Genomic DNA, 22559 nt, shown 5'->3' on the forward strand with positions numbered 1-22559 from the left:
GGGAAGTCCGTCCTCGTGAGAAGATGACAGAAGCGGAGGACCCTCCGCTTCTACGACTGTAGCACTACCGGAGGACCCTCCGCTTTGACTCCCGACCAGGAACCGCACGCCGCCGCGGACCGGCCAGACCGGGGCACCGGCGCCGAACGGCCGTTGCGCGCCCACGCACGGCGCAATCGCGAGAAACTCGTCGCCGCCGCACGGGCGGCCTTCACGGCGGCGGACGACACCGTCCCCCTGGACGGCATCGCCCGCGAGGCGGGGGTCGGGATCGGCACGCTCTACCGCCACTTCCCCACCCGCGAGGCCCTGGTGGAGGCCGTCTACGCCGCCGAACTGGACGACGTCACGGCCGGCGCCGCCGAGCTGTTGGGGGAACTGCCCCCCGACCGGGCCCTGCGTGCGTGGATGGAGCGCTACGCGGCGTTCGTCGCGACGAAGCGCTCCATGCTCAACACCCTCCACAGCGCCTGGGCCTCGGGACGCCTGTCGACGCCGGCCACCCGCGAGCGCATCACCGCCGCGATCGGCACCATGCTCGCCGAGGGGGCGCGGGCGGGCACCCTCCGGGCGGACGTGGCCCCCGACGACGTCACCGCGATGCTCCTCGGCGTGTTCCTGTCGACGGCCGCCGACGACGAGGCCGAGCGCACCCGCCGCCTGCTCGACCTCGTCGTCGACGCCCTCCGCCCACCCGGGAGTTCATGACCCGGGCGGTGGCTCACCGGCGGGCCGACGCCGCCGGCATCGGGAGCGAGACGATGTCGGCGAGGGCCTGCTGGCCGGCGATGTCGGCGTGGAAGCGAGTGATCGGGCGAGGAGACGTCGCATCGGTGCCTGCCTTTCCGGCGCGAGTGGAGGGGTGCGGCCGGATCCGCCCCGCGGCCGGCCCGCCTCACGCCGGGCGCCGGTGCCGCGGGCAGCGGCGGGCGGCCAGCGACGGCCGGTGGCGGCCAGCGGTGGCAGGCGGCCGGTGGGGGGCAGCCAGCAGTGGCGGGCAGCGAGCGGCCGGTGGGGGGCAGCCAGCAGTGGCGGGCAGCCAGCGGCCGGTGGCCGGCAGTGGCGGGGGGGGGGCCGGGGGGGGGGGGGGGCGGGGGGGGGGGGGGCGGCGGGTGGCGGGCGGCCGGTGGCGGGCCGCGATGGAGGCGGCCATGGACAGTCAGCGACCCGCTGTGATGTGATCCCCGCGGCGGAACGGCCCTGTTCGGCGCGGTCACCGGGCGACCCCCGGACGGCGCGTACGGCTTGGGCCGCCCCCTCGACCTGCCTCCGCCGCCGGTTCGCCCGCCGGTTCGCCCGCCGGCCCGTCCCGCCTCGCCACGGCGAGCGGACGGGCCCGTCCCCCCAGGCCCGAAAGACCCGAACACATGCACAAGACCAAGGCCGCCCTCTGGGAATTCCTCCAGGGGCTCGGCAAGACGTTCATGCTCCCGGTGGCCCTGCTCGCGTTCTGCGGGATCATGCTGGGCATCGGTTCCTCCCTGTCCAGCGACGCGGTCACTGACAACGTTGCCTTCCTGAAGGGCGAGGGCTTCCACCTCGTCTTCACCTGGATGGCCAACACGGGTCTGGTCGCCTTCACCTTCCTGCCCGTCCTGTTCGCCATGGCGATCCCGCTCGGTCTCGCCCGCGAGGACAAGGGCGTGGCCGCCTTCTCCGGTTTCGTCGGCTTCGTCGCCATGAACCTCGCGGTGAACTTCTACCTCACCGCCAGGGGCGTCGACTTCGAGGACGAGAAGGCGGTCGAGCACTACGGCATCGCCGACGTGCTGGGCGTGCAGTCCATCGACACCGGGCTGCTCGGCGCCGTGGCCGTCGGCGTCGTCGTCAGCCTGCTCCACCGGCGCTTTCGCACCCAGCGGATGCCGGACGCGCTGGCCTTCTTCGGCGGACTGCGCTTCGTCCCCATCGTGTCCGCCCTGGTGTTGAGCGTGCTCGGACTGCTCATACCGCTGGTGTGGCCGACCTTCAACGGCTGGATCAACGCCGTCGGCCGCGGCATCGGGCACACCGGCGTCTTCGGACCGTTCTTCTTCGGCATGGGCGAGGTCCTGCTGCGCCCGATCGGCCTGCACCACATCCTCGTCGCCATGTTCCGCTTCACGGACGTCGGCGGTTCGGGAACGGTGTGCGGCGACCACGTCTCCGGCGCCCTGAACCTGTTCTACGCCCAACTGGACTGCTCGGCCGCTCCCGACGCCGCGGTCACGGATGCCACGCACTTCCTCTCCCAGGGCAAGATGGCCGTCTACCTGGGCGGACTCCCGGGTGCCGCGCTCGCGATGTACCACTGCGCGAACCGCCGGATGCGCCCGGAGATCAAGGCGCTGCTCGTGTCCGGCGTGGTCGCCTGCGTGGTCGGCGGCATCACCGAGCCGCTGGAGTTCCTGTTCCTCTTCGTCGCCCCGTGGCTGTACGCCGTCCACGCGGTCCTCGTGGGTCTCGGCTTCCTCACGGCGGCCGTCCTCGGCGTCTTCATCGGCAACACGGACGGCAACGTCATCGACTGGCTCGTCTTCGGTGTGCTCCAGGGCTCGTCGACCAAGTGGTATCTGGTGCCGGTGATCGCGGCGGTGTGGTTCGCGGGGTACTACTTCCTGTTCCGCTGGGCCATCACCCGCTTCGACCTCAAGACGCCCGGCCGCGAGGACCCGCCCGCCGAGGACGGGGACGCTCCCGAGCACGACGACGAGCGGAACGAGCGCCCGGACGGGACGCCGGACGGCGGGACTCCCGAGCCCGCGCGCGAGCTGGTCGCGGGCAGGTACGACGCGGCCGCGATGCTCGAAGCGCTCGGCGGCGCGGGCAACATCCGGACGCTGGACAACTGCATCACCCGCCTGCGGTTGACGGTGGACGACGCCGGACAGGTCGACGAGGCACGGCTGAAGAAGCTCGGGGCGGTGGGTGTCGTCAAGCTCGACGGGCACACCGTGCAGGTCGTCGTCGGCCCGCAGGTCCAGTCCGTGAAGGACGCCATCGCGACGATGCTCCCGGTGGGCTGACCGTGACCGAGCGCTCCTCCCCCTCCGCGCCGACGCCCACGCCGTACGACTTCGACAGGCCCGTGGACCGGCACGGCACCTGGTGCACGCAGTGGGACTACGTCCAGGACCGTTTCGGCGTGCCGGACCTGCTGCCGTTCACCATCTCCGACATGGACTTCGAGACCGCCCCGGAGGTGCTGGCGGCACTGCGCCGCCGGCTGGAGCACGGGGTGCTCGGCTATTCGCGCTGGCGCCAGGACGACTTCCTCTCGGCGGTCGTCCACTGGTACGCGTCGCGCCACGGCACGGACGTGGACCCCGGAACGGTCGTGTACGGGCCCTCCGTCGTCTACCAGATCTCGCGGTTGCTGCGCCTGTGGTCGCGGCCGGGCGACGGCGTCGTCGCCCACACGCCGATGTACGACGCGTTCCCCAAGACCGTTGCGGCGAGCGGCCGTCGGCTTCTCCCCTGCCCCCTGGACGACTGGGCGGAGCTGGAACGGCTGCTGGCGCTGCCCGGCACGTCCGTGCTGCTGCTGTGTTCGCCGCACAACCCCACGGGCCGGGTGTGGTCGGCCGGTGAACTGGACCGGATGGCCCGGCTGTGCGCGCGCTACGACGTCGCGGTCGTCAGCGACGAGATCCACTCCGACCTGGCGCACGCCCCGCACGTCCACCGGCCCTGGGTCCGGCATGGCGGCGACGGCCGCTGGGCCGTGGTGACTTCGGCGTCCAAGTCCTTCAACATCCCGGCACTGACCGGAAGTTACGGCATCATCAACGACCCGGAATCGCGCGAGGCGTATCTGCGGGAGCTGAAGGAGGCGGACGGGCTCTCCTCCCCCGCGGTGCTGTCGCTGGTCGGCCACATCGCGGCGTACCGCGAGGGAGCGCCCTGGCTGGACGCGCTGCGGGGCTACCTCGCGGGCAACCTGGCGCTGGTCGCCGGCCGCCTGCGCGAGGCGTTCCCGCACCTGGACTGGCGGCCGCCGCAGGCGGGTTACCTGGCCTGGATCGACCTGCGCCCGCTGGGCGTCGACGACGAGGAGTTGCAGCGCGAGCTGGTGCGGGTGGAGAAGGTGGCGATCATGCCCGGGTCGGCGTACGGGTCCCCGGGCCGGGTGCGGCTCAACGTCGGCTGCCCCCGGTCGAAGGCCGAGGCCGGTGTCGCGGCCCTGGTGCGGGCGTTGCGGCGACTGGGCGGCCCGGAGCGGCCCTGACCGGGGACGGTTCCGCGCTTCCCGGGTGCCGCGGTGTCAGTGGCGCGGCCGGGCCGGGGCGGGCGGGTCGAGGGCGAGGGCGGCGAAGGTCGCCAGCCAGTGGTCGGTGGTGAAGTCACCGCGCTCCACCGCCGGCATGCCCGCCGCGAGGTGCGCGTCCGCAGCCTCGGCCAGGCGGGTGCGGACCGCGCCGTCGGGCAGGGCCTCGGCCAGGGAGCGCAGCGCGGCGGCCCTGCTGAGCGTCAGGCCGAGCAGATGGCCGATCTGGGGGTCGGCGTGGTCGGAGACCACCGGTACCTCCAGCAGCGCGCACGGCGCACCCGCCCCGAGCCCGGGCAGGAAGCGGTCGAGCCAGGCCGCGAGCCGTTCCGGGGCGAGGACCCGGCGCATCGCGTCGGCCTCGGTGAGCGCCGGGGACAGGAAGTCCTGTCCCGACGGTTCCCAGTGCGCGGGCGCGTCGTAGTCGTCGGCGAACCAGCTCAGCAACCGCTCCCGCACGGCCTGGCCGGTCCCTTCCGACAGTTCGCCCGAGTCCAGGGCCAGGCTCAGCGCGAAGGCGCTGTTGGGATGGTTGCCGTGGCGTACGGGATAGGTGGCCCTGGGCAGCCAGGCGGCCAGCAGATCGTCGACGGCGTCCACGGCCGGCCGCAGTGCCGCGGTCCAGCGTTCGCCCTCCGCGCCGCCGTGGGCCCGGCACTCGGCGGCGAGGGCGAGCAGCCAGGCCCAGCCGTAGGGCCGCTCGAAGGAGGGGCGCTCGCGCAGGTAGGCGGCCTCGGCGGCGAGGTTGGCGGGGGTGAGGTGCCGGTCGAGTACGGCGACGGCCGTCTCGGTGTCCGGGAGCGCGGGGGTGCCGCCGTGGCGGCGGAGCAGGCGGACGAGCAGCCAGTGCATGTGCACCGAGGAGTGCCAGTCGTAGGCGCCGTAGAAGGCGGGGTGCAGCGAGCGGGGTTCGGGCCGGTCGTCGGCCGATGTGATCAGGTGCGCGGGGAAGTTGGGGTACTCGCGGGTGACGTTCGCCAGGGCGAGCTGGGCGAAGGCGGCCGCGTGGGCGCTGAGCGGCATCAGTGGGTGGCTCCTTCGGTGACCTTCAGGTCCTGACCGGCGGGGGTGCGGGCGGCGGTGGCCAGCAGGGCGCGCAGGCCGTGGGCGACGGTGGTGGGCGGCAGGGCGGGCGCGGTGCCGTCGGGTACCTGTTCCGGGGCCCAGGGCACGTGCGCGAACCCGCCGCGCAGGTGCGGGAACTCGGTGGCTATGAGGTGACCGAGGCCGTAGGCGACGTGGTTGCAGACGAAGGTGCCGGCCGTGTTGGAGACGGCGGCCGGGACCCCGGCCTCGCGCATCGCGGCGACGCACGCCTTGACGGGCAGGGTGGAGAAGTAGGCGGCGGGGCCGCCCGGGACCACCGGTTCGTCGACGGGCTGCGCGCCGGCGTTGTCGGGGATGCGGGCGTCGTCGACGTTGACGGCGACGCGCTCGACGGTGACGCCGGGGCGTCCGCCCGCCTGCCCCAGGCAGAGCACCAGCTCGGGGGCGGCCGCCCGGACGGCCTCGCGCAGGGCGTCGAGGGACTGGCCGAAGACGCAGGGCAGTTCGGCGGCGGTGACCGCGAGCCCGGCGGGCGGTTCGGCGGCCACCAGGGACGCCGCCTGCCAGGACGGGTTCACGCGTTCACCGCCGAAGGGGGCGAAGCCGGTGATGAGGACACGGGTCATGGGCGTTCCTTGCCTTGCGGTTCGGGTCGTACGGGCCGGGCGGGCGGGCCCGGCCGGCGGTCGGGCGGGGCGGTCAGAAGGCGAAGAGCGCCATGATGACCGTGCAGCAGCCGAGCAGGGCGATGCCCGTCGGGAGCTGTGCCTTGATCGGCCCGTACTGGTCCTTCAGTTCGAGCAGGGTGGCCGGGACGATGTTGAAGTTGGCGGCCATCGGCGTGCACAGGGTGCCGGCGAAACCGGCCAGCATGCCGATCGCGAGGACGGCGGGCTCGTTGCCGTGCATCTGCTGGATGAGCACGGGCCAGCCGATCGCCGCGGTCATCACGGGGAAGGCGGCGAAGGCGTTGCCCATGATGACGGTGAACAGGAACATGCCGACGCAGTAGGCGAGGACTGCGAGGTACTTCGAGTCGTCGGGCAGGACCTTGTTCATGATGTCGCCGACCTGGTCGCCCACCCCGGCGGCGGCGAAGATCGCGCCGAGCACGGCCAGGAGCTGGGGCAGCAGCAGGGCGGAGCCCATCGCCTCCAGCATCGAGCGGCCGGAGTGGATCGGGACGGAGACCTTCTTCTCGCCGGTGACGAGCATGCCGACGACGAGCGCCGCGATACAGCCGAGGCCGAGCCCGAGGAGGGTGGCCTTGCCCGGCTCGAAGAGCCCGGACTCGTCCAGCACGGAGGCGCAGACGATGGCGACGAGCGGAATGGTCAGCGCGGGGATGAAGATCTTGTTGCCGAGCCGGCCCGCGGCGGCCTCGCGCTGCTCGCCGGTGGTGGTGACCGGTACGCCCTTGCCGAGGAAGTTGAAGCCGGCCAGCACGATCAGGGCGAGGACGGCGACGCCGAGCGGTTCGGCGGGCAGGGTCCAGCCGCCGTTGTCCGCGGTGGCGTTGGCGACGCCGGTGCCGTAGGGGAAGGTGAGCCCGAGCAGGCCCCAGAACGCGGCGGACGTCCACCGCTTGGGATTGCTGCGGTCCGTGGCCATCTGCACGGCCATGACCACGAAGACGAGGCCTATCAGCCAGTACAGCCATTCGACCTTGATCACTTGTCGGCCCCCTCGGGAAGCGGCAGGTCGTGCTCGGCGGCGGCCTGTGCCATCTCGCGTTCGAGCTGCTTGTCCATGAGCAGCAGCCGGGCACCGTGGATGAGGAAGGCGCAGACGGCCAGCGGGATCGCCCACAGGGCGAGCTGGGTCGGCTCGATGTCCTGGTGGTAGGTGGAGTTCACGAACCCGGTGATCAGCAGGATGGAGCCGATGGCGATGAAGCAGTCCTCGCCGAAGAAGACGCCCACGGTGTCGGCCGAGGCCGAGTAGGAGCGCACCTTCTCCCGCAGCCGGTCGGGCAGCCTGGCTCCGGTGGAGCGTTCGGCGGCGGCCTCGGCCATGGGCGCGACCAGCGGCCGCACGGTCTGCGCCGGACCGCCGATGCTGTTGAGGCCGAAGGCCGCGGTGACCTGCCGGACCAGCAGGTAGACGGTGAGGAACCGGCCGGCGCTGAGCTTGCCCAGGCGGCCGATGAGATTGCGGGCCTGCTCGCGCAGGCCGTAGCGCTCGAGCAGCCCGATCACCGGGAGCACGATGGCGTAGACGGTGACCGAGCGGCTGTCGGCGAAGGACCGGCCGAAGGCCGCGAGGACCTCCAGCGGGTTCATCCTGCCGAGCAGTCCGGTGACGATACCGGCGACGCCCACCACGAGGACGGGGTTGCGGCGCGTGACGAATCCGAGGATCACCACGACCACACCGAGGAGAACGATCATTCGGTGGCCTTCTTCAGGCATGAGGGGGCAGGGCACGGATCCGGAGCTTCGGAACGTGACTCATCGGTCCCGGGGACCATAGCTCCAGATACGTGGCAGATGCACGGACACTAGCGATCGTTCAACGATCTAACAAGAGGTGAATTCTCACCGTTCCCGGAAGGCGACGGACGACTCGCACCCGGAAGGCGACGGACGACTCGTCCCACGCCCGGCCTCTTGTCGGATCGTTCAACGATCGTCTACTTTCGGGGAGTGATCGACCTCAACGCAGATCTCGGTGAAGGCTTCGGCCGCTGGACCCTCACCGACGACGACGCCCTGCTCTCCGTCGTCACCAGCGCCAACGTCGCCTGCGGCTTCCACGCGGGCGACCCCTCGGTGATGCGCCGCGTCTGCGACCTCGCCGCCGAGCGCGGGGTGCGGATCGGGGCCCAGGTGTCCTACCGCGACCTGGCGGGCTTCGGCCGGCGTGCCATGGACGTCCCGGCCGGCGAACTGGCCGCCGAGGTGGCGTACCAGATCGGCGCGCTCCGCGTCTTCGCCGAGGCCGCCGGGGCCGCCGTCGCCTACGTCAAGCCGCACGGCGCGCTCTACAACCGCACCGTCCACGACGACGAGCAGGCCCGTGCCGTGGTGGCCGGGGTGCGGCTGGCGGGCGGCGCGCTGCCCGTGCTCGGCCTGCCCGGCTCGCGGCTGCTCGCGGCCGCCGCCGAGGCGGGGCTCACCGGAGTCCCGGAGGCCTTCGCCGACCGTGCCTACACCGCCGGGGGCACCCTGGTCCCCCGGCGCGAGCCGGGCGCGGTGGTGACCGACGCGGACGCGGTGGTGCGCCGCGCGGTGGCGTTCGCCGTGGACGGCTCCGTCGAGGCCGTGGACGGCACGGCGGTTGCGGTCGCCGCCCGCTCCCTGTGCGTGCACGGCGACACCCCGGACGCCGCCCGCATCGCCGCCCGGGTGCGTACGGCACTGGAGAGGGCCGGGGTCGGAATCGGGGCGTTCGCGTGAGCGGCGGGCGGTCCCTCACCGCGCGTCCGGCCGGCCGCCACGCCCTCCTGGTGGAGTTGCCCGACGCCGAGCACACCGCGGCCTTCCACGCCGAGGTGCTGCGCCGGCGCGCCGCCGGGACGCTGCCGCCGGTCACGGAGGTGGTGCCGGGGGCGCGGACCGTCCTGCTGGACGGGGTGACGGACCCGGAGGCGCTGGCCCTCGCGGTGCACGGCTGGGAGGTGCCGCCGGTCGCGGACGACACGGGCGAGGTGGTGGAGATCCCCGTGCGCTACGACGGGCCGGACCTGGCCGACGTGGCGGCCCTGTGGGGAGTCGCGCCGGACGAGGTCGGCGCCCTGCACCGGTCGCACACCTACCGCGTGGCGTTCTGCGGCTTCGCTCCCGGGTTCGGCTACCTCACCGGGCTGCCGCCCCGCCTGCACGTCCCCCGCCGGTCCACACCCCGGACCCGCGTACCGGCCGGCGCGGTCGCCCTCGCCGGTCCGTACAGCGCCGTCTACCCCCGTGCCACCCCGGGCGGCTGGCGGCTGATCGGCACGATGCCCGACCCACGGCCGCTGTGGGACCCGGCACGGGAACGTGCGGCGCTGCTCGCACCGGGGGCGCGTGTGCGGTTTGTCACAGCGGACGGCGCGACGCCGGACGGCACCGGGACCGGTCCCGTCGCGGCGGGGACGACGGGCCCGGGGGCCGGGGCATGACGGCCGGGCTGACGGTCGCGCGCTCCGGTGCGCTCACGACCGTGCAGGACGCGGGCCGGCCCGGCCACGCCCACCTGGGTGTCCCCCGCTCCGGCGCGCTGGACGCGCCCGCCATGCGGCTCGCCAACCGCCTCCTGGGCAACGACCCCGGCGCCGCCGTCCTGGAGACGACCCTGACCGGCTGCGCCCTGCGTCCCGACCGGGACGTCACCGTGGTGGTCGGCGGGGCGCCCTGCCCGGTGACGGTCGACGGCGGGCCGGCCGCCTGGGGCACCCCGGTGCGGGTGCCGGCGGGCTCCGTCCTGGACGTCGGTGCGGCCACCGCGGGCGTCCGCTCGTACGTCGCCGTCGCGGGGGGCGTCGCCGCCGAGCCCGTCCTGGGCAGCCGCTCGACGGACCTGCTGTCGGGGCTGGGCCCGGCCCCCCTGCGCGACGGTGACACCGTGCCGGTGGGTGCTCCCCGGCGGCCGGTGCCGCTGCCCGCCGCCGCACCCTGGCCCGCCCCGCCCGCCGAACTGGTCCTGCCGGTACGCCTGGGCCCCCGCGCCGACTGGTTCTCCCCGGCCGCGCTGCGCACGCTCACCTCGGCCGCCTACCGGGTCTCGCCGCACAGCAACCGCATAGGCCTGCGCACCGAGGGGCCGCCGCTGCAGCGCGTCTCGACGGGTGAACTGCCCAGCGAGGGCATGGTGCTGGGCGCCGTACAGGTCCCGCCGGACGGACGCCCGGTGATCTTCCTGCACGACCACCCGACGACAGGGGGCTACCCGGTCGTCGCGGTCGTCGCCGAGCCGGCGCTCGCGGCGGCGGCCCAGGCGACGGCCGGGACCCCCTTGCGTTTCACGCTCGCCTGACGGCCGGCAGACCGGTCCCCGCACCGACGGCGCACCGGAACGGGTCCGGCCGGTCGGAGGTCCGGCCGTCGCAGGTGGGGCCGAGGACCGGACGGGCCGCCGTGCTCTCCCGCGCGAGGTGCGCCGGCCCTCGCGGTGAGCTGGAGGAGCTCCCTCCCCTGCGAGGAGAGGTCGTGCGCCCACGGCGCGGGGACGGCGCCGCCGCCGACGAGGCGTCAGCAGGCGGGCACGTCCGGGAGCCAGGCGTCGGCCGTGTCGATGAAGACGTTGGAGAGGTAACCGCCGTAGTCCGGCAGGTAGGACCAGGCGTCGTTGCCGTAGCCGCCGTACTCCACGAGCCGCCCGTGGACCTGGCACCGCACCCGCACGGTCGTGGGCCCGGGCAGGCTCGCCACGCGCGCGGACTCGGTCGTCGCCTGCTGCCGGACGCTCACGTCGGTGCCCCAGGTCGGGAACGACGTGGTGTCGCCGCCGCCCTCGGTCCACAGGTAGGTGACGGTCACCCAGCCGTTGTCGTAGAGGCCGACGTTGTAGAAGGTGCCGTCGGCGAGGTCGATGCCGGCCGGGTTGGCGACCTGCCGGCCGAACTCGTCCCGCCCTCCGTTGTGGCCGTCCTCGTAGGCGGCCTGCGCCTGGGGGCGGCCCTGCGGCAGGTCCTTCCACTGCTCGCGCTGCGCCGAGGGGTTCCAGTGGTCGTCGTGCGTGTTCCACGGGCCGACGTCCCACACCGGAGCGGTCTCGCAGCGGGCGGGCCCGCACACCTGCACCGCGTACTGGGCGCTGCCGGCCGGCGACAGGGCGCGGCGGGAGGGGAGGGCCACGAAGTGGTCGTTGGTCTGGATGACGTGGCCGTTGGCGGTGGTGTGTCCGACGAGCCCCTCGCGGGTGGCGTAGACGCGGGCGGAGAAGGCGGAGGCCCTGGTCGTCGGTGCGGGCTCGGCGGGGGCGGGGCCGGCGTCGTCCGCCGTCAGGGTCACCGCCCGCACGGTCGCGGTGGGCCCGCCCTCGGCGTTCCACAGGGTGAGCCGGGCCTGCACGTCCACGACGTCGCGGGGCAGTTGGGCCGGGGCGCCGGGCGCCGCCCGCCGCCACTCGGTCCAGGTTCCGCCGGCGGTGCGTCCGCGCACGTCGGCCTCGACGGCCGCCGCCTCGGGGACGGTCGCGTCCAGCTCCACGGCGACCCGGTCGACGGGCCGGTCCACGTGGTGCGTCTCCAGCACGGCGGAGGCGTAGCCGCGGTCGCGGCCGAGGGAGGCGGGGCCGAAGGAGCCGTCGCGCACCCGCAGCGCGCCCGCGTCGTGGTGGACGTTGACGTCGTCGGCGCCGGTCCGGGACAGGTCCGCGCGCCAGGACACCGGGACGGGCGGTTCGGCGCGGGCGGCCGGGACCGGCTCGGCGGCCGGGGCGGGCGCGGCGGCCGGGGCGGGCGCGGCGGCCGGGGCGGGCGCGGCGGCCAGGGCCGCTCCGGCGAGGGCGAGCAGGCACACCGTGCCGCTCAGGGCGCGCCTGGTGCGGGGCCCGCCGCGGCGGGGTGAGGGGGTCGGCATGTGGGCACTCCTGGGAGCCGGCCTTCGCCGGCGTCGGCGAGGGAACTGGAGGGATCGCGACCGCCGTGGCCGGGCGGGTGCGCCCGGGCGTCGTCGCTGTAGCCGTCGTACTCGACGGCCCGGCCCGGAACCCGGCAGGCCACGCGGACGGTCGCCGGTCCGGCCGGACCCGCCACCCGTGCGGAGTCGGTCGTCGGCGCTGTTCTCGCACCGCAACTTGTACAGTCCAGCCTGTACAGCTCGCCCTGTGGACATTAGCCTGGGGGCATGAGCGAGAACGAGAGGCTTTCCGCCTCGGCCGTCCAGGCCTCGCGCGAGGTCCGTGCGGTCATCAGCCGGCTGCGCCGGCGCATCCTGAAGGCGTCCGAGGTCGAGGACCTCACACTCGGTCAGTCCACGGTCCTGGCCCGGCTGTCCGACAAGGGGGGCGTCACGGCCAGCGAACTCGCCGCCAGCGAGGGGGTCCGGCACCAGTCGATGACGGCGACGGTCGCGGCACTCGCCTCCCGGGGGCTGGTGGAGCGCCGCCCCGACCCGGAGGACGGGCGCCGCCTGCTGATCACGCCGACCGCGGAGGGCGTGCGCCGCGTGGAGGAGGGCCGGCAGGTCCGCACGGAGTGGCTCGCCGAGCGCCTGCAGGCCAGGTGCACGGAGGAGGAGCGCCGCGCGGTGATCGCGACCATGGCCGTACTGGAGCGACTGACCCGTGACTGAGGCGAAGGCGGGCACCGCGGCCGGCGCGGCGGGGCCCGGCTTCGACCGCCGCCTGCTGCCGCCGATGCTGCTCGGTTCGGTGCTCAACCCGGTCAACTCGACGATCATCGCGGTCGCCCTCGTCCCGATCGGCCGGGCACTGGGCGCGCCCGCCTCGCAGACCGCCTGGCTCGTCTCCGCCCTCTACCTGGCCACGTCGCTCGGGCAGCCCGTCGTCGGCCGGCTCATCGACCTCTTCGGGCCGCGCCGGCTCTTCCTCCTGGGCACCGGCCTGGTGGGCGTCGCCGGTGCCGTCGGCGCCCTGGCCCCCGGCCTGGGTGTCCTGATCGCTGCCCGGGTCCTGCTCGGGTTCGGCACCTGCGCCGGCTATCCCGCCGCGATGGCCCTGGTCCGCAGCGAGGCCGAGCGCACGGGGCGGGACAGTCCCGGCGGGGTGCTCACCGCGCTGGCGGTCGCCAACCAGACCATCGCCGTCGTCGGCCCGCTCCTGGGCGGCCTGCTGATCGCGGTGGGCGGCTGGCGCGCCACCTTCGCGCTGAACGTGCCCCTGGCCCTCGCGGCCGTACTGCTGGGGCTGCTGCGGCTGCCCAGGACACGGCCGGCGGGCGGGTCCGCGCGGCGCGGGGACCTGGCCGCCCGGCTCGACCTGCCCGGCATGGGCCTGTTCGCGGCGATGCTCGTCTCGCTGTTGCTCTTCCTGATGAACCTCCACCTGCGCGACTGGTACCTGCTCGCGCTGTCGGCCGCCGCCGCGGCCGCGTTCGCGGTCCGGGAGCTGCGGGCCGCCACCCCGTTCATCGACCTGCGCGTGCTCGGCGGCAACACCCCGCTGCTGGCCACCTACGGCCGGGCACTGGTCGCCTACACCGTCTCGTACGCCTTCCTCTACGGCTTCATCCAGTGGACCGAGGAGGGGTTCGGCCTGTCGCCCTTCCACGCCGGCCTGGCGCAGATGCCCATGTTCCTGCTGGCGATCGGGGTCTCCATCGTGTCGGGGCGCGGCACGGGAGTGCGGGGGAAGCTGCTGCTCGGCGCGGCCGGGCAGATCGCCGCGTGCCTGCTGATCCTCACCCTGACCGGCGACAGCCCGCTGTGGACGCTGCTCCTGGTCGCGCTGGTCTTCGGCGTCCCGCAGGGGCTGAACAACCTGGCCCTGCAGAACTCCGTCTACTTCCAGGCCGATCCGGGGCGCACCGCCTCCTCGGCCGGACTGCTGCGCACCTTCGCCTACATCGGCTCGATGGTCGCCTCCTCCGCGACGGCCGCCTCCTTCGGGCAGCGTGCGGACACCGGTGGCCTGCACCGGCTCGGCTGGGTCATGCTGGCGGCCGCCGTGCTCGGTCTGCTGCTCACCCTCTTCGACCGCACGCTCGGCCGGGCATCGGGGCCGAAGACGCGGACTCCGGCCTGAGCGGCCGCCGAAGGGCCAGGTCCGCGGGCCCGGGGCCCAACAACTGTTTCCCGCAAGTGCATTGACCACAACGGCGTTTGTGCCTAACGTCCCGGTCAAGCTCCATTGAATCCTTTCAGTGCCCGGCCCCGCCCGGGCGGCCCCACGCGTGCGCGCGACCGCAAGACCGCCATGGCTGAACGCACCTGGTGAACGGTCTTCGGCCGCCGCACGTCGACTCAGCGAAAGAAGCACATGCTCAGAACCCCCGCACGCCGTGCCTCCGTCCTCGTCGCCGCCGTGTCCTCCCTCAGTCTCCTCACCGCCGGGTGCGGCGAGGGCGACGCCTCGGCGGACGGCGACACGGCGACGAACGCCAAGAACGCCGAGGCCTCCCCCAACGCCCCCACCAAAACGGGCCTCACCGTCGGCTTCCTTCCCAAGCAGGTCAACACGCCGTACTTCTCGGTCGCCGACCAGGGCGGGGAGCGCGCCGTCAAGTCCCTGGGCTCGACCTTCAAGGAAGTCGGCACGGACCAGGGTGCCGACGCCACCGGGCAGGTGTCCCACATCAACGACCTCACCCAGCAGGAGGTCGACGCCATCGCCGTCTCGGCGCTGGACCCGGACGCGCTGTGCGACGCCCTCAAGCAGGCCATGGAGGAGGGCGTCAAGGTCGTCACCTACGACTCCGACACGAAGCCGGAGTGCCGCTACGCCTTCGTCTCCCCGGCGAGCGCCGAGGACATCGCCGTACGGCAACTGGAACTGCTCGGCGAGCAGATCGGCTACAAGGGCGACATCGCGATCCTGTCCGCCGCCCGGACCGCGACGAACCAGAACGCCTGGATCAGCAGCATCAAGGAGGAGCTGGGCGACTCGCGCTACAAGGACATGCGGCTGGTCGAGGTCGCCTACGGGGACGACGAGGCCGAGAAGTCGTACCAGGAGGCCGAGAAGCTGCTCGGGAAGCACGGGAAGCTGAAGGGGATCATCTCCCCCACCACCAACGGGATCAAGGCCGCCGCGAAGTACCTCTCCCAGTCGCAGTACAAGGGCAAGGTGAAGCTCACCGGGCTCGGCGCGCCCAACGACATGCGCCCCTACATCGAGGACGGCACGGTGGAGGCGTTCCTGCTGTGGGACCCGGCCAAGCTCGGGGAGCTGGCCGGTCACGCCGCCGTGGCCCTCGCCTCCGGACAGATCACCGGACGGGAGGGGCAGATGTTCCTGGCCGGCGACATGGGCTGGTTCAAGCTCGGCGAGAACGGCGTCATCACCCTCGGCGACCCGACGGTCTTCGACGCCCGCAACATCGACGACTACGACTTCTGACGTCCGCCTCCGGCGGCGGTGCCCCCGCCGCCGGAATCACCCGGCGTCCCCGCCGCCCGGCGGCCCCGGGCCGCCCGCGTTCAGGTGCTGGAGTGCCTCGACCAGTTCCTGGCAGGCCCGCTCCACCGACCGTCTGGTGTTGAGCTGTTCGCCGATCACCGAGGAGAGCAGGAGTGCGGTCAGTCCCAGCGTCCCGTTGAACGCCTGGAGCTTCACCATCGTCTCGACATCGGTCAGCCTGCCGAAGGACCCCGCGCCCTGCCGGGCGGCGACGGTGGCCATCACCGAGGCGAACAGGGCGCACGGGATGCCGCCCGCCAACTGGAAGCGCAGCGCCGTCAGGATGAGGATCGGAAAAGTCAGGAACATCACGCTGACCGAGCTGTACATGATCAGCGGCACCAGGACGCACACGACGACGGTGAACCCGGCGGCCTCGATCCAGCGCGCGGAAAGGGGCGGCAGCCGGGCGCGGTACAGCAGGAGCAGCAGCGGGGTGACGAGGACGACGCCCACGGCGTCGCCGACCCACCAGGCCAGCCAGACGATCTCGAGATGCTCGGTGGGGAGTTCGCCGGACACCAGGAGCATGCCCACGCCGGTTCCCGAGCTGATCAGCATCGCCGCCAGGGCTCCCAGGAAGATGAGCGCCAGTCCGTCCCGCAGGCGGCTCAGGCTCGGGCGGAAGCCCACGGCGCGCAGCATCAGCCAGGCGCAGACGGTAGCGGCGGTGTTGCCGGCCACGATGCCGACGGTCTCGGGCCCGGCGTGGCCGAGGGAGACGACGACCAGCAGCGCGCCCAGGGCGATGCCCGGCACGCACCACGGCCCGAACAGGAGCAGGCAGGCGAGTGCCAGTCCGGTGGGCGGCCAGATGGGCGTGACCACCGCCCCGTCGGCGGTCAACTGCTGCGACAGCCCCAGCCGCCCCGCCGCGTAGTAGCCACCGGCGACCAGCAGCGTCGCGCAGGCGAGGAGGACCGGTCGCGGCCATGCACGGATACCCACCACGGAAGCCATCAGACACCGGTGCCGCCGGGTCGGCGAGGCGGAAGGCGCCGCGTCCCGCCCTACGGCGTAACGGAGCGCCCGTCGTGGCCGACGACGAGGACGGCCGCGTCGTCCTCGTGCCCGATCAGCTCGGCGTTCTTGAGCACGGCGGCCGCCAGGGCGTGCGCCTCCATGCCGACGGTGGCGGCGAGCCCCGCAAGCCGCACCACTCGCTCCAGGCCGTCGTCGACGCTCAGGGACGGTCCCTCCACCACGCCGTCCGTGACCAGGACGAACACTCCGCCGGCGGTGAGCCGGTACCGGGTCACCGGGTAGTCGGCGCCCTCCAGGACGCCGAGCGGAGGCCCGCCCTCGTCCCGGCAGACCTCGGCCCTGCCGTCCGCGGTGGCGCGGACGCACGGGACGTGTCCGGCCCGGGCGCTCTCCAGCAGGCCGCTCGCCGGGTCGTAGCGCATGAAGGTGCAGGTGGCGAAGAGGTCCTTGTTGAGGGCGAGGATCAGTTCGTTGGTGCAGGCCAGGAGGTCACCGGGTTCGCTGGTCACGGAGGCGAGCGCCCGCAGGCCGACCCGCACCTGGCCCATGAAGGCGGCCGCGTCGATGGCGTGGCCCTGGACGTCGCCGACCGAGAGGCCGATGCGGCCGTCGGGGAGGGTGAAGGCGTCGTACCAGTCGCCGCCGACGTTGAGCCCGGCGTACGCGGGCGAGTAGCACGCGGCCAGGCGGATGCCGGGGATGGCGGGCAGGTCCGCCGGGAGCATGTCGCGCTGCAGGGCGATCGCCAGCTCCACCTGGGACCGCCGCAGCTCGGCCAGCTCCCTGGCCTGCGTGGTCAGCGTGGCCAGCCGGGCGAGCAGTTCTTCACCGTCAGGTGCGGGACGCTTGCGGAACATCGGCCACTCCCGCCAGGCCGCCTTCCCGGCGGGGCCTTGCGGCCCCTGGACAGTGCAAGTCTGTCACCCGGGACCGAAAAGGTCATGCCGAGCCGTCCGGGCCCTCGTCCCGTCCCCGGCGGCGGCGCGTTCCGTACCCTTGCCGCATGCGCATGCGTCCCACTCTGAGCTGGACCCCCGGAGACGATCTGCCGCCGGGCACCACGGACCTCGCGCCCGTCGCCGAGGCGCTGCGGGCCGGCGGGGTGCTGGTGCTCAGCGGGGCGGGCATCTCCACGGAGTCGGGCATCCCCGACTACCGGGGCGAGGGCGGCAGCCTGAGCCGGCACACGCCGATGACGTACCAGGACTTCACCGGCTCGCCCGGGGCCCGCCGCCGGTACTGGGCGCGCAGCCACCTCGGCTGGCGCACCTTCGGCCGTGCCCGGCCCAACGCGGGGCACCGGGCGGTCGCGGCGTTCGGGCGGCACGGTCTGCTCACCGGGGTGATCACCCAGAACGTCGACGGCCTGCACCAGGCGGCGGGCAGCGAGGGTGTCGTGGAGCTCCACGGCAGCCTGGACCGGGTCGTCTGCCTGTCCTGCGGCGCCTTCAGCCCGCGCCGCGAGCTCGCCCGGCGGCTGGAGGAGGCCAACGCGGGCTTCGCGCCGGTGGCCGCCGGGATCAACCCGGACGGCGACGCGGACCTCACCGACGAGCAGGTCGGGGACTTCCGGGTGGTGCCCTGCGCGGTCTGCGGCGGCGTCCTCAAGCCGGACGTCGTGTTCTTCGGCGAGAACGTGCCGCCGCGGCGCGTCGAGCACTGCCGCGAGCTGGTGCGGGCGGCGTCCTCACTGCTGGTCCTGGGCTCCTCGCTGACGGTGATGTCCGGCCTGCGATTCGTCCGCCAGGCGGCCGGTGCGGGCAAGCCGGTCCTGATCGTCAACCGCGACGCCACCCGCGGCGACAACCTCGCCGTCACCCGGGTCGCACTCCCGCTGGGACCGGCCCTCACCGCCGTGGCGGACCGGCTGGGCCTGACCGACCCGGCCGCCGCGACCGCCTGACCAGGCGGCTCGTGCCCTCGCCGGGTCCGCAAACTCCCCGCCTCACCCCCTTGACCGTGGTCCCCGCACTCCATATGGTCCTCGCACCTCACGAGGTACATCGATTAACCAATCGTTAACCGCTTGGTTGGAGACCACCCCTGTGCGCTCATCGCTGACACGGCGCGAACTGCTCGCCGCCGGTTCCGGTCTGGCCGCTGCCGCGGCCCTGCCCGCCCTGTCCGGCTGTTCGTCGCTGGCGTCGGCGGACTCCGACCCGGACACCCTCGTCGTCCACACCCAGCTCGGCACCACCGCGCCGGGCTCCCCCACCTACCTCGCGGCCGTGGACCGCTTCCGCGAGGAGAATCCCGGGCTGAAGGTCAAGAACCTGGTCAACGGCGACGACCTCGCGCAGGTCTACGAGACCTCGCGGCTGGCCCGCAAGGAGGCCGACGTCGTGATGGTCAACCTCTACGACAAGACGCTGGCCTGGACGGACGTGGGCGCGACCGTCGACGTCAGGCCCTACCTCGACGACTGGGGGCTGCGCGGGCGCGTCCTGCCCGCCGCGCTGGCCGACTGGACCGACGACGAGGGCCGGGTGAGGGCCTTCCCCTACTTCGCCACCAACTGGCCCGTGGCCTACAACCGCGCCCTGCTCGACCGGGCCGGCGTCGACACGGTCCCCACCACCGGGGACCAGCTCGTCGCCGCGGCCCGCAGGCTGCGCGCCAAGGGCATCGCCCCGGTGACGGTGGGCGGCAACGACTGGACCGGGCAGAAGCTGATGGCGCAGATCATCCAGACGTTCCTGTCCCAGGAGGAGGCCCGGCACGTCTACACCACCGGCGACTTCTCGGGGCGCGGCGCACGCCTGGGCATCGAGTACTTCACGCACCTGCGGGACGCCGGTGTCTTCGCGGACAAGGCCCAGGGCCTGACCTCCGACTCGATGACGACGCAGTTCAACACCGAGGAGGCGGCCGTGCAGTCGGCGATGTCCTCCGCCCTGGCCAAGGTGCCCGAGAAGGTGGCCCGGCACACGGAGGTGGGCGGCTGGCCGCTCGCGGACGGTGCGGCGCACGACGGCCCGACCGTCATCCGCGCCTACACCCTCATCGGCTTCTGGATCAGCCCCAACGGCGTCCGCAAGATCGAGCACGTGGAGAAGTTCCTGCGGTTCATGTACCGCGAGGACACGGTGGCGCGGTTCGTGACGGAGAGCGGCCGGGACATGGCCCTGCGCACGGACGCCGTCTCCACCGGTTTCCCGCTGGTGGGGGCCGCCCAGCGGCTCGGCTCCGAGGTGAGCCAGGTGCTCCTGCCCGACGTGTACGTGCCGCCCGCCGCCGCGCAGCCGCTGATCACCGCGACCAGCACCTCGTTCACCCGGGGCACCGGCGCGGCCCGCGTGCGCGCCGCGCTGGAGTCGGCGTACCGGTCCGCATGAGCCGCCCCCGCGTCCCCGGCGGCGCCACCCGTTCCGCCCTCGTCCTCCTCCCCCGTTCCCCCCGTACTCCGGGAGTCACCGCATGACGACGCTCACGACGACGCCGGACGGGAGCGCGGCCCGCAGGTCCGCCCCGCCCGCCTCCCCCGCCCCGGCCGGGCGCCGGCCCCGGCAGGGCGGCACCGTCCTCGCGGTGCCCGCGCTGGTGTGGTACCTGGTCTTCATGGTGGGGCCGCTGCTCGCCATCTTCGTGATCGCGGCCCTGCACTGGCCCGGCATGCTCCAGCCGGTGTCCTTCGCCGGGCTCGACAACGTCCGGACGGTGCTGGACGACCCGGTGTTCTGGGACGCGGTCCGCAACACCGCGGTTCAACTGGCCGTGGCCGTCCCGGTGATGATCGTCTGCGCGTTCATGCTCGGGTACTACGTCGCCCAACGGCCGCCCGGACACCGGGTCGTCCGCTATCTGCTCTTCATCCCCGGGCTGATCTCCACGCCCGCGAAGGCGATGGTCTTCTACGCGGCCCTGTCCCCGGACGGTCTGCTCAACGGCGGGCTGGAGAGCGTCGGCCTCGGCTCCCTCTCCGACGCCTGGCTGGCCTCGCCCTCGACGGCCCTGGCCTGTCTGATCGCCCTGGACATCTGGGCCGGCATCGGCTTCACCGCCGTACTGTTCGCCGCCCGGCTGGGCAGTGTGCCGGACGAACTGGGCGAGGCCGCCCAGTTGGACGGGGCGGGGCACTGGCGGACGATGTGGTCGGTCCACTTCCCCGTCGTCCGCGACTACGTGGGCGTGGTGACGATGCTCCAGTTCCTGTGGACGCTGTTCGGCTCCGCACAGCACGTGCTGCTGCTCACGCAGGGCGGTCCGGGCACCTCGTCCACCACGCTGTCCTTCCTCGTCTACCAGAAGGCGTTCATCGCCGCCGACCTCGGCTACAGCCAGACCGTCGGGGTCCTCCTCTTCCTGGCCGGACTCGTCGGGCTGCTGACGATCCGCCGCGTCTTCCGCCAGAACTACTGATCGGAGCAGCACTGATGAAGCTCGGCAAGCGCTGGCTCCCGGCCCACATCCTGGTGTGGACGTACGCGGTGCTGCTCGTCGTCCCGCTGTACTACTTCCTCGCGTCGGCCTTCAAGTCGAACGACGAGATCTTCGCGCACCCCTTCGCCCCGCCCACCTCACTGGGGTTCGGCAATTTCCGTACGGCCTTCGAGAGCGCCGACCTCGGCCTGGCGGTCGTCAACTCGGCGCTGGTGACGGTGTTCTCGCTGGCGCTGACGCTGCTGCTGGCGATCCCGGCGGCGTTCGCGCTGGCGCGTTCGACCGGGCGGCTGGCCGGCGTGGTCGAGAAGGTCTTCTCGCTGGGCTTCCTGATCCCGACCTTCGCGGCGCTCTTCCCCACCTTCCTCCTCGCGGCGGCCACCGGGCTGTTCCACACCCGCACCTTCATGGTGCTGTTCCTGCCGGCCACGGCGCTGCCGCTGTCGGTGGTGATCCTGGTGCAGTTCATGCGCACCATCCCGCCGGAGATGGAGGAGGCCGCCCGGCTGGACGGGGCGTCCACCTTCGCGGTGCTGCGGCACGTGTACACGCCGATGTGCCTGCCGGGCATCGCCACGGTGCTGCTGCTGAACTTCCTGACCTTCTGGAACGAGTACCTGTACTCGCTGGTCATCATCGGTCCGGACCCGGCGCAGCGCACGGTGCAGGTGGCGCTGCCGACGCTGAAGTCCATCACCGGCACGGACTACGGCGTGCTGACGGCGGGCACGGTGCTGACGCTGGTGCCGGTGTGGGTCGTCTACACCCTGCTCCAGAAGCGCATGCAGCAGGCCCTGGTCAGCGGGGCGGTGAAGATGTGAGCGTGACCACCGGACGGGCCGGCCGCCGGCCCACGATCAAGGCGGTCGCGGCGGCGGCCGGGGTGTCGACGGCCGCCGTGTCCCAGGCCTTCAACAACAAGGGCCGGCTCTCCGAGGCGACCCGCCGCCGGATCCTCGACACCGCGCTTGCGCTGGGCTGGTCGCCGAGCGCGTCGGCCGCGGCCCTGCGCAACGCGCGCACCCGCAGCCTCGCCCTGGTGGTGCGGCGCCCCACGGACGTCCTCGGCTCCGACCCGCACTTCAGCGAGCTGATCACCGGCATAGAGGGCGAGCTGGCGCCGCGCGGCTACGGTCTGCTGCTGCACCTGGTCAGTGGCGACCACGAGGAGAACGCGCTGTACGAGCGGCTCGCGGCCGAGGGCCGCGTGGACGGCGCCGTACTCACCGACGCCCGCGACGACGACGCCCGGCCCGCGCTGCTCGCCCGGCTGAGGCTGCCGGCGGTGCTGCTGGGCTCGCCGGACGACACGGCCGTCGTGCCGCGCGTCGGGCTGCGCGACCAGGGCGCGGGGGTCGCCGAGGCCGTCGCGCACCTGCTGGGCCTCGGGCACCGGCGCGTCGCCTACGTCAGCGGCCCGCCCGAGCTCCAGCACACCCGCGTCCGCAGGGCGGCCTTCGAGCAGGGCCTGCGCGAGGCGGGGCTGCGCCCGTTCGCGGTCCTGCCCACCGACTTCAGCGAACGGCGTGCCGTGGGCGCCACCGAGGCGCTCCTCGACGCCGCCGAGCGGCCCACGGCGATCGTGTACGCCAACGACTCGATGGCCGTCTGCGGCATCGGCACCGCCCAGCGGGCCGGACTGACCGTGCCGCGGGACCTGTCCGTCGTCGGCTACGACAACCTGCCGCTCGGCTCCTGGCTCCATCCCCGGCTGACCACCGTCGACCAGCAGGTGCAGCGGGTCGGCGCGGCCGCCGCCCGCATGCTCCTCGCCCTGTGCGGCGAGGAGGTGGAGGACACCGCCCTCGCCGCACGTCCCCGCCTGGTCGTGCGCGAGTCCACGGGGCCCGCCCCCACCTGACCACCACCGGGCCGCGGCGGACCGCGGCCACGCACCATC

21 protein-coding genes are annotated in these 22559 nt (G+C 73.5%); 14 read left to right on the forward strand and 7 right to left on the reverse strand.

The window, feature by feature from the left end; all coding sequences use genetic code 11:
* The first annotated feature begins 84 nt into the window (after positions 1 to 84).
* The 3 genes from IG88_RS0111945 (at position 85) to IG88_RS0111955 (ending at position 4207) form a co-directional block, all read left to right on the forward strand.
* A complete protein-coding gene (locus IG88_RS0111945) occupies positions 85 to 708 on the forward strand; it encodes a TetR/AcrR family transcriptional regulator (protein WP_031038725.1) in 624 nt (207 codons plus the stop codon).
* A 659-nt stretch (positions 709 to 1367) separates the two neighbouring features.
* On the forward strand, positions 1368 to 3005 hold the full coding sequence (malX, locus tag IG88_RS0111950) for a maltose/glucose-specific PTS transporter subunit IIBC (RefSeq protein WP_031038727.1): 1638 nt from the start codon (positions 1368 to 1370) through the stop codon (positions 3003 to 3005).
* Between the two features lie 2 nt (positions 3006 to 3007).
* Positions 3008 to 4207, forward strand: a complete 1200-nt coding sequence (locus IG88_RS0111955) for a MalY/PatB family protein (protein WP_031038730.1) — start codon at positions 3008 to 3010, stop codon at positions 4205 to 4207.
* A gap of 36 nt (positions 4208 to 4243) precedes the next feature.
* Here IG88_RS0111955 and IG88_RS0111960 read toward each other — a convergent pair whose 3' ends face one another.
* From IG88_RS0111960 to IG88_RS0111975, 4 genes are all read right to left on the reverse strand, one after another.
* Positions 4244 to 5269: a DUF2891 domain-containing protein gene (locus IG88_RS0111960; RefSeq protein ID WP_031038732.1), complete on the reverse strand. Its 1026-nt coding sequence runs from the start codon at positions 5267 to 5269 to the stop codon at positions 4244 to 4246.
* Positions 5269 to 5919: a pyroglutamyl-peptidase I gene (pcp, locus tag IG88_RS0111965; RefSeq protein WP_031038733.1), complete on the reverse strand. Its 651-nt coding sequence runs from the start codon at positions 5917 to 5919 to the stop codon at positions 5269 to 5271. Before pcp ends, IG88_RS0111960 begins: the two co-directional genes overlap by 1 nt.
* Positions 5920 to 5992: 73 nt before the next feature.
* On the reverse strand, positions 5993 to 6967 hold the full coding sequence (locus IG88_RS0111970) for a DUF979 domain-containing protein (RefSeq protein ID WP_031038738.1): 975 nt from the start codon (positions 6965 to 6967) through the stop codon (positions 5993 to 5995).
* Positions 6964 to 7683, reverse strand: a complete 720-nt coding sequence (locus IG88_RS0111975; protein ID WP_031038740.1) for a DUF969 domain-containing protein — start codon at positions 7681 to 7683, stop codon at positions 6964 to 6966. The genes IG88_RS0111970 and IG88_RS0111975 overlap by 4 nt, the downstream gene beginning before the upstream one ends.
* A 255-nt stretch (positions 7684 to 7938) precedes the next feature.
* On the opposite strand from IG88_RS0111975, the gene IG88_RS0111980 reads away from it, so the two are divergent.
* From IG88_RS0111980 to IG88_RS0111990, 3 genes are read left to right on the forward strand one after another with little or no spacing between them, the layout of a single operon-like run.
* Positions 7939 to 8691 (forward strand): LamB/YcsF family protein, encoded by a 753-nt coding sequence (locus IG88_RS0111980; protein ID WP_031038742.1) that lies wholly within the window; start codon positions 7939 to 7941, stop codon positions 8689 to 8691.
* A complete protein-coding gene (locus IG88_RS0111985; RefSeq protein WP_037835783.1) occupies positions 8688 to 9395 on the forward strand; it encodes a 5-oxoprolinase subunit B family protein in 708 nt (235 codons plus the stop codon). The genes IG88_RS0111980 and IG88_RS0111985 overlap by 4 nt, the downstream gene beginning before the upstream one ends.
* Positions 9392 to 10249: a biotin-dependent carboxyltransferase family protein gene (locus IG88_RS0111990; RefSeq protein WP_031038745.1), complete on the forward strand. Its 858-nt coding sequence runs from the start codon at positions 9392 to 9394 to the stop codon at positions 10247 to 10249. Before IG88_RS0111985 ends, IG88_RS0111990 begins: the two co-directional genes overlap by 4 nt.
* A gap of 215 nt (positions 10250 to 10464) precedes the next feature.
* On the opposite strand, the gene IG88_RS0111995 is transcribed toward IG88_RS0111990, so the two are convergent.
* Positions 10465 to 11796, reverse strand: coding sequence for a hypothetical protein (locus IG88_RS0111995; RefSeq protein ID WP_031038748.1), 1332 nt, complete (start codon positions 11794 to 11796; stop codon positions 10465 to 10467).
* A gap of 267 nt (positions 11797 to 12063) precedes the next feature.
* Between IG88_RS0111995 and IG88_RS0112000 the strand changes: the two genes are divergently transcribed.
* The 3 genes from IG88_RS0112000 to rhaS all read left to right on the forward strand — a co-directional run bounded on the left by IG88_RS0112000 (position 12064) and on the right by rhaS (position 15235).
* A complete protein-coding gene (locus IG88_RS0112000) occupies positions 12064 to 12510 on the forward strand; it encodes a MarR family winged helix-turn-helix transcriptional regulator (protein ID WP_031038750.1) in 447 nt (148 codons plus the stop codon).
* A complete protein-coding gene (locus IG88_RS0112005) occupies positions 12503 to 13921 on the forward strand; it encodes an MFS transporter (protein ID WP_031038752.1) in 1419 nt (472 codons plus the stop codon). The genes IG88_RS0112000 and IG88_RS0112005 overlap by 8 nt, the downstream gene beginning before the upstream one ends.
* Positions 13922 to 14155: 234 nt before the next feature.
* A complete protein-coding gene (gene rhaS, locus IG88_RS0112010) occupies positions 14156 to 15235 on the forward strand; it encodes a rhamnose ABC transporter substrate-binding protein (RefSeq protein WP_031038754.1) in 1080 nt (359 codons plus the stop codon).
* A gap of 36 nt (positions 15236 to 15271) precedes the next feature.
* On the opposite strand, the gene IG88_RS0112015 is transcribed toward rhaS, so the two are convergent.
* Entirely contained in the window at positions 15272 to 16255 is a 984-nt protein-coding gene (locus IG88_RS0112015; protein ID WP_031038755.1) for an MASE1 domain-containing protein, read from the reverse strand.
* A gap of 50 nt (positions 16256 to 16305) precedes the next feature.
* A complete protein-coding gene (locus IG88_RS0112020; protein ID WP_031038757.1) occupies positions 16306 to 17136 on the reverse strand; it encodes a PP2C family protein-serine/threonine phosphatase in 831 nt (276 codons plus the stop codon).
* Between the two features lie 146 nt (positions 17137 to 17282).
* On the opposite strand from IG88_RS0112020, the gene IG88_RS0112025 reads away from it, so the two are divergent.
* The 5 genes from IG88_RS0112025 (at position 17283) to IG88_RS0112045 (ending at position 22520) form a co-directional block, all read left to right on the forward strand.
* Positions 17283 to 18182, forward strand: a complete 900-nt coding sequence (locus IG88_RS0112025; RefSeq protein WP_031038758.1) for an NAD-dependent protein deacetylase — start codon at positions 17283 to 17285, stop codon at positions 18180 to 18182.
* Between the two features lie 142 nt (positions 18183 to 18324).
* Positions 18325 to 19614, forward strand: coding sequence for an ABC transporter substrate-binding protein (locus IG88_RS0112030; protein WP_031038761.1), 1290 nt, complete (start codon positions 18325 to 18327; stop codon positions 19612 to 19614).
* A gap of 82 nt (positions 19615 to 19696) precedes the next feature.
* On the forward strand, positions 19697 to 20638 hold the full coding sequence (locus tag IG88_RS0112035; protein WP_031038765.1) for a carbohydrate ABC transporter permease: 942 nt from the start codon (positions 19697 to 19699) through the stop codon (positions 20636 to 20638).
* 14 nt (positions 20639 to 20652) lie between these two features.
* Positions 20653 to 21480, forward strand: a complete 828-nt coding sequence (locus IG88_RS0112040; RefSeq protein ID WP_031038766.1) for a carbohydrate ABC transporter permease — start codon at positions 20653 to 20655, stop codon at positions 21478 to 21480.
* Entirely contained in the window at positions 21477 to 22520 is a 1044-nt protein-coding gene (locus IG88_RS0112045) for a LacI family DNA-binding transcriptional regulator (RefSeq protein WP_031038770.1), read from the forward strand. Before IG88_RS0112040 ends, IG88_RS0112045 begins: the two co-directional genes overlap by 4 nt.
* Positions 22521 to 22559 lie beyond the last annotated feature (39 nt).

It is taken from the genome of Streptomyces sp. NRRL F-5650 (genome assembly GCF_000721365.1).
GTDB lineage: Bacteria > Actinomycetota > Actinomycetes > Streptomycetales > Streptomycetaceae > Streptomyces > Streptomyces ardesiacus.

Excerpts from the sequence above, each read along its gene's own strand:
- malX (WP_031038727.1), top strand. The coding sequence starts at position 1,368 with ATGCACAAGACCAAGGCCGCCCTCTGGGAATTCCTCCAGGGGCTCGGC.
- IG88_RS0111960 (WP_031038732.1), bottom strand. The coding sequence starts at position 5,269 with ATGCCGCTCAGCGCCCACGCGGCCGCCTTCGCCCAGCTCGCCCTGGCG.
- pcp (WP_031038733.1), bottom strand. The coding sequence starts at position 5,919 with ATGACCCGTGTCCTCATCACCGGCTTCGCCCCCTTCGGCGGTGAACGC.
- IG88_RS0111975 (WP_031038740.1), bottom strand. The coding sequence starts at position 7,683 with ATGATCGTTCTCCTCGGTGTGGTCGTGGTGATCCTCGGATTCGTCACG.
- IG88_RS0111990 (WP_031038745.1), top strand. The coding sequence starts at position 9,392 with ATGACGGCCGGGCTGACGGTCGCGCGCTCCGGTGCGCTCACGACCGTG.
- IG88_RS0111995 (WP_031038748.1), bottom strand. The coding sequence starts at position 11,796 with ATGCCGACCCCCTCACCCCGCCGCGGCGGGCCCCGCACCAGGCGCGCC.
- IG88_RS0112000 (WP_031038750.1), top strand. The coding sequence starts at position 12,064 with ATGAGCGAGAACGAGAGGCTTTCCGCCTCGGCCGTCCAGGCCTCGCGC.
- rhaS (WP_031038754.1), top strand. The coding sequence starts at position 14,156 with ATGCTCAGAACCCCCGCACGCCGTGCCTCCGTCCTCGTCGCCGCCGTG.
- IG88_RS0112015 (WP_031038755.1), bottom strand. The coding sequence starts at position 16,255 with ATGGCTTCCGTGGTGGGTATCCGTGCATGGCCGCGACCGGTCCTCCTC.
- IG88_RS0112020 (WP_031038757.1), bottom strand. The coding sequence starts at position 17,136 with ATGTTCCGCAAGCGTCCCGCACCTGACGGTGAAGAACTGCTCGCCCGG.
- IG88_RS0112025 (WP_031038758.1), top strand. The coding sequence starts at position 17,283 with ATGCGCATGCGTCCCACTCTGAGCTGGACCCCCGGAGACGATCTGCCG.
- IG88_RS0112035 (WP_031038765.1), top strand. The coding sequence starts at position 19,697 with ATGACGACGCTCACGACGACGCCGGACGGGAGCGCGGCCCGCAGGTCC.
- IG88_RS0112040 (WP_031038766.1), top strand. The coding sequence starts at position 20,653 with ATGAAGCTCGGCAAGCGCTGGCTCCCGGCCCACATCCTGGTGTGGACG.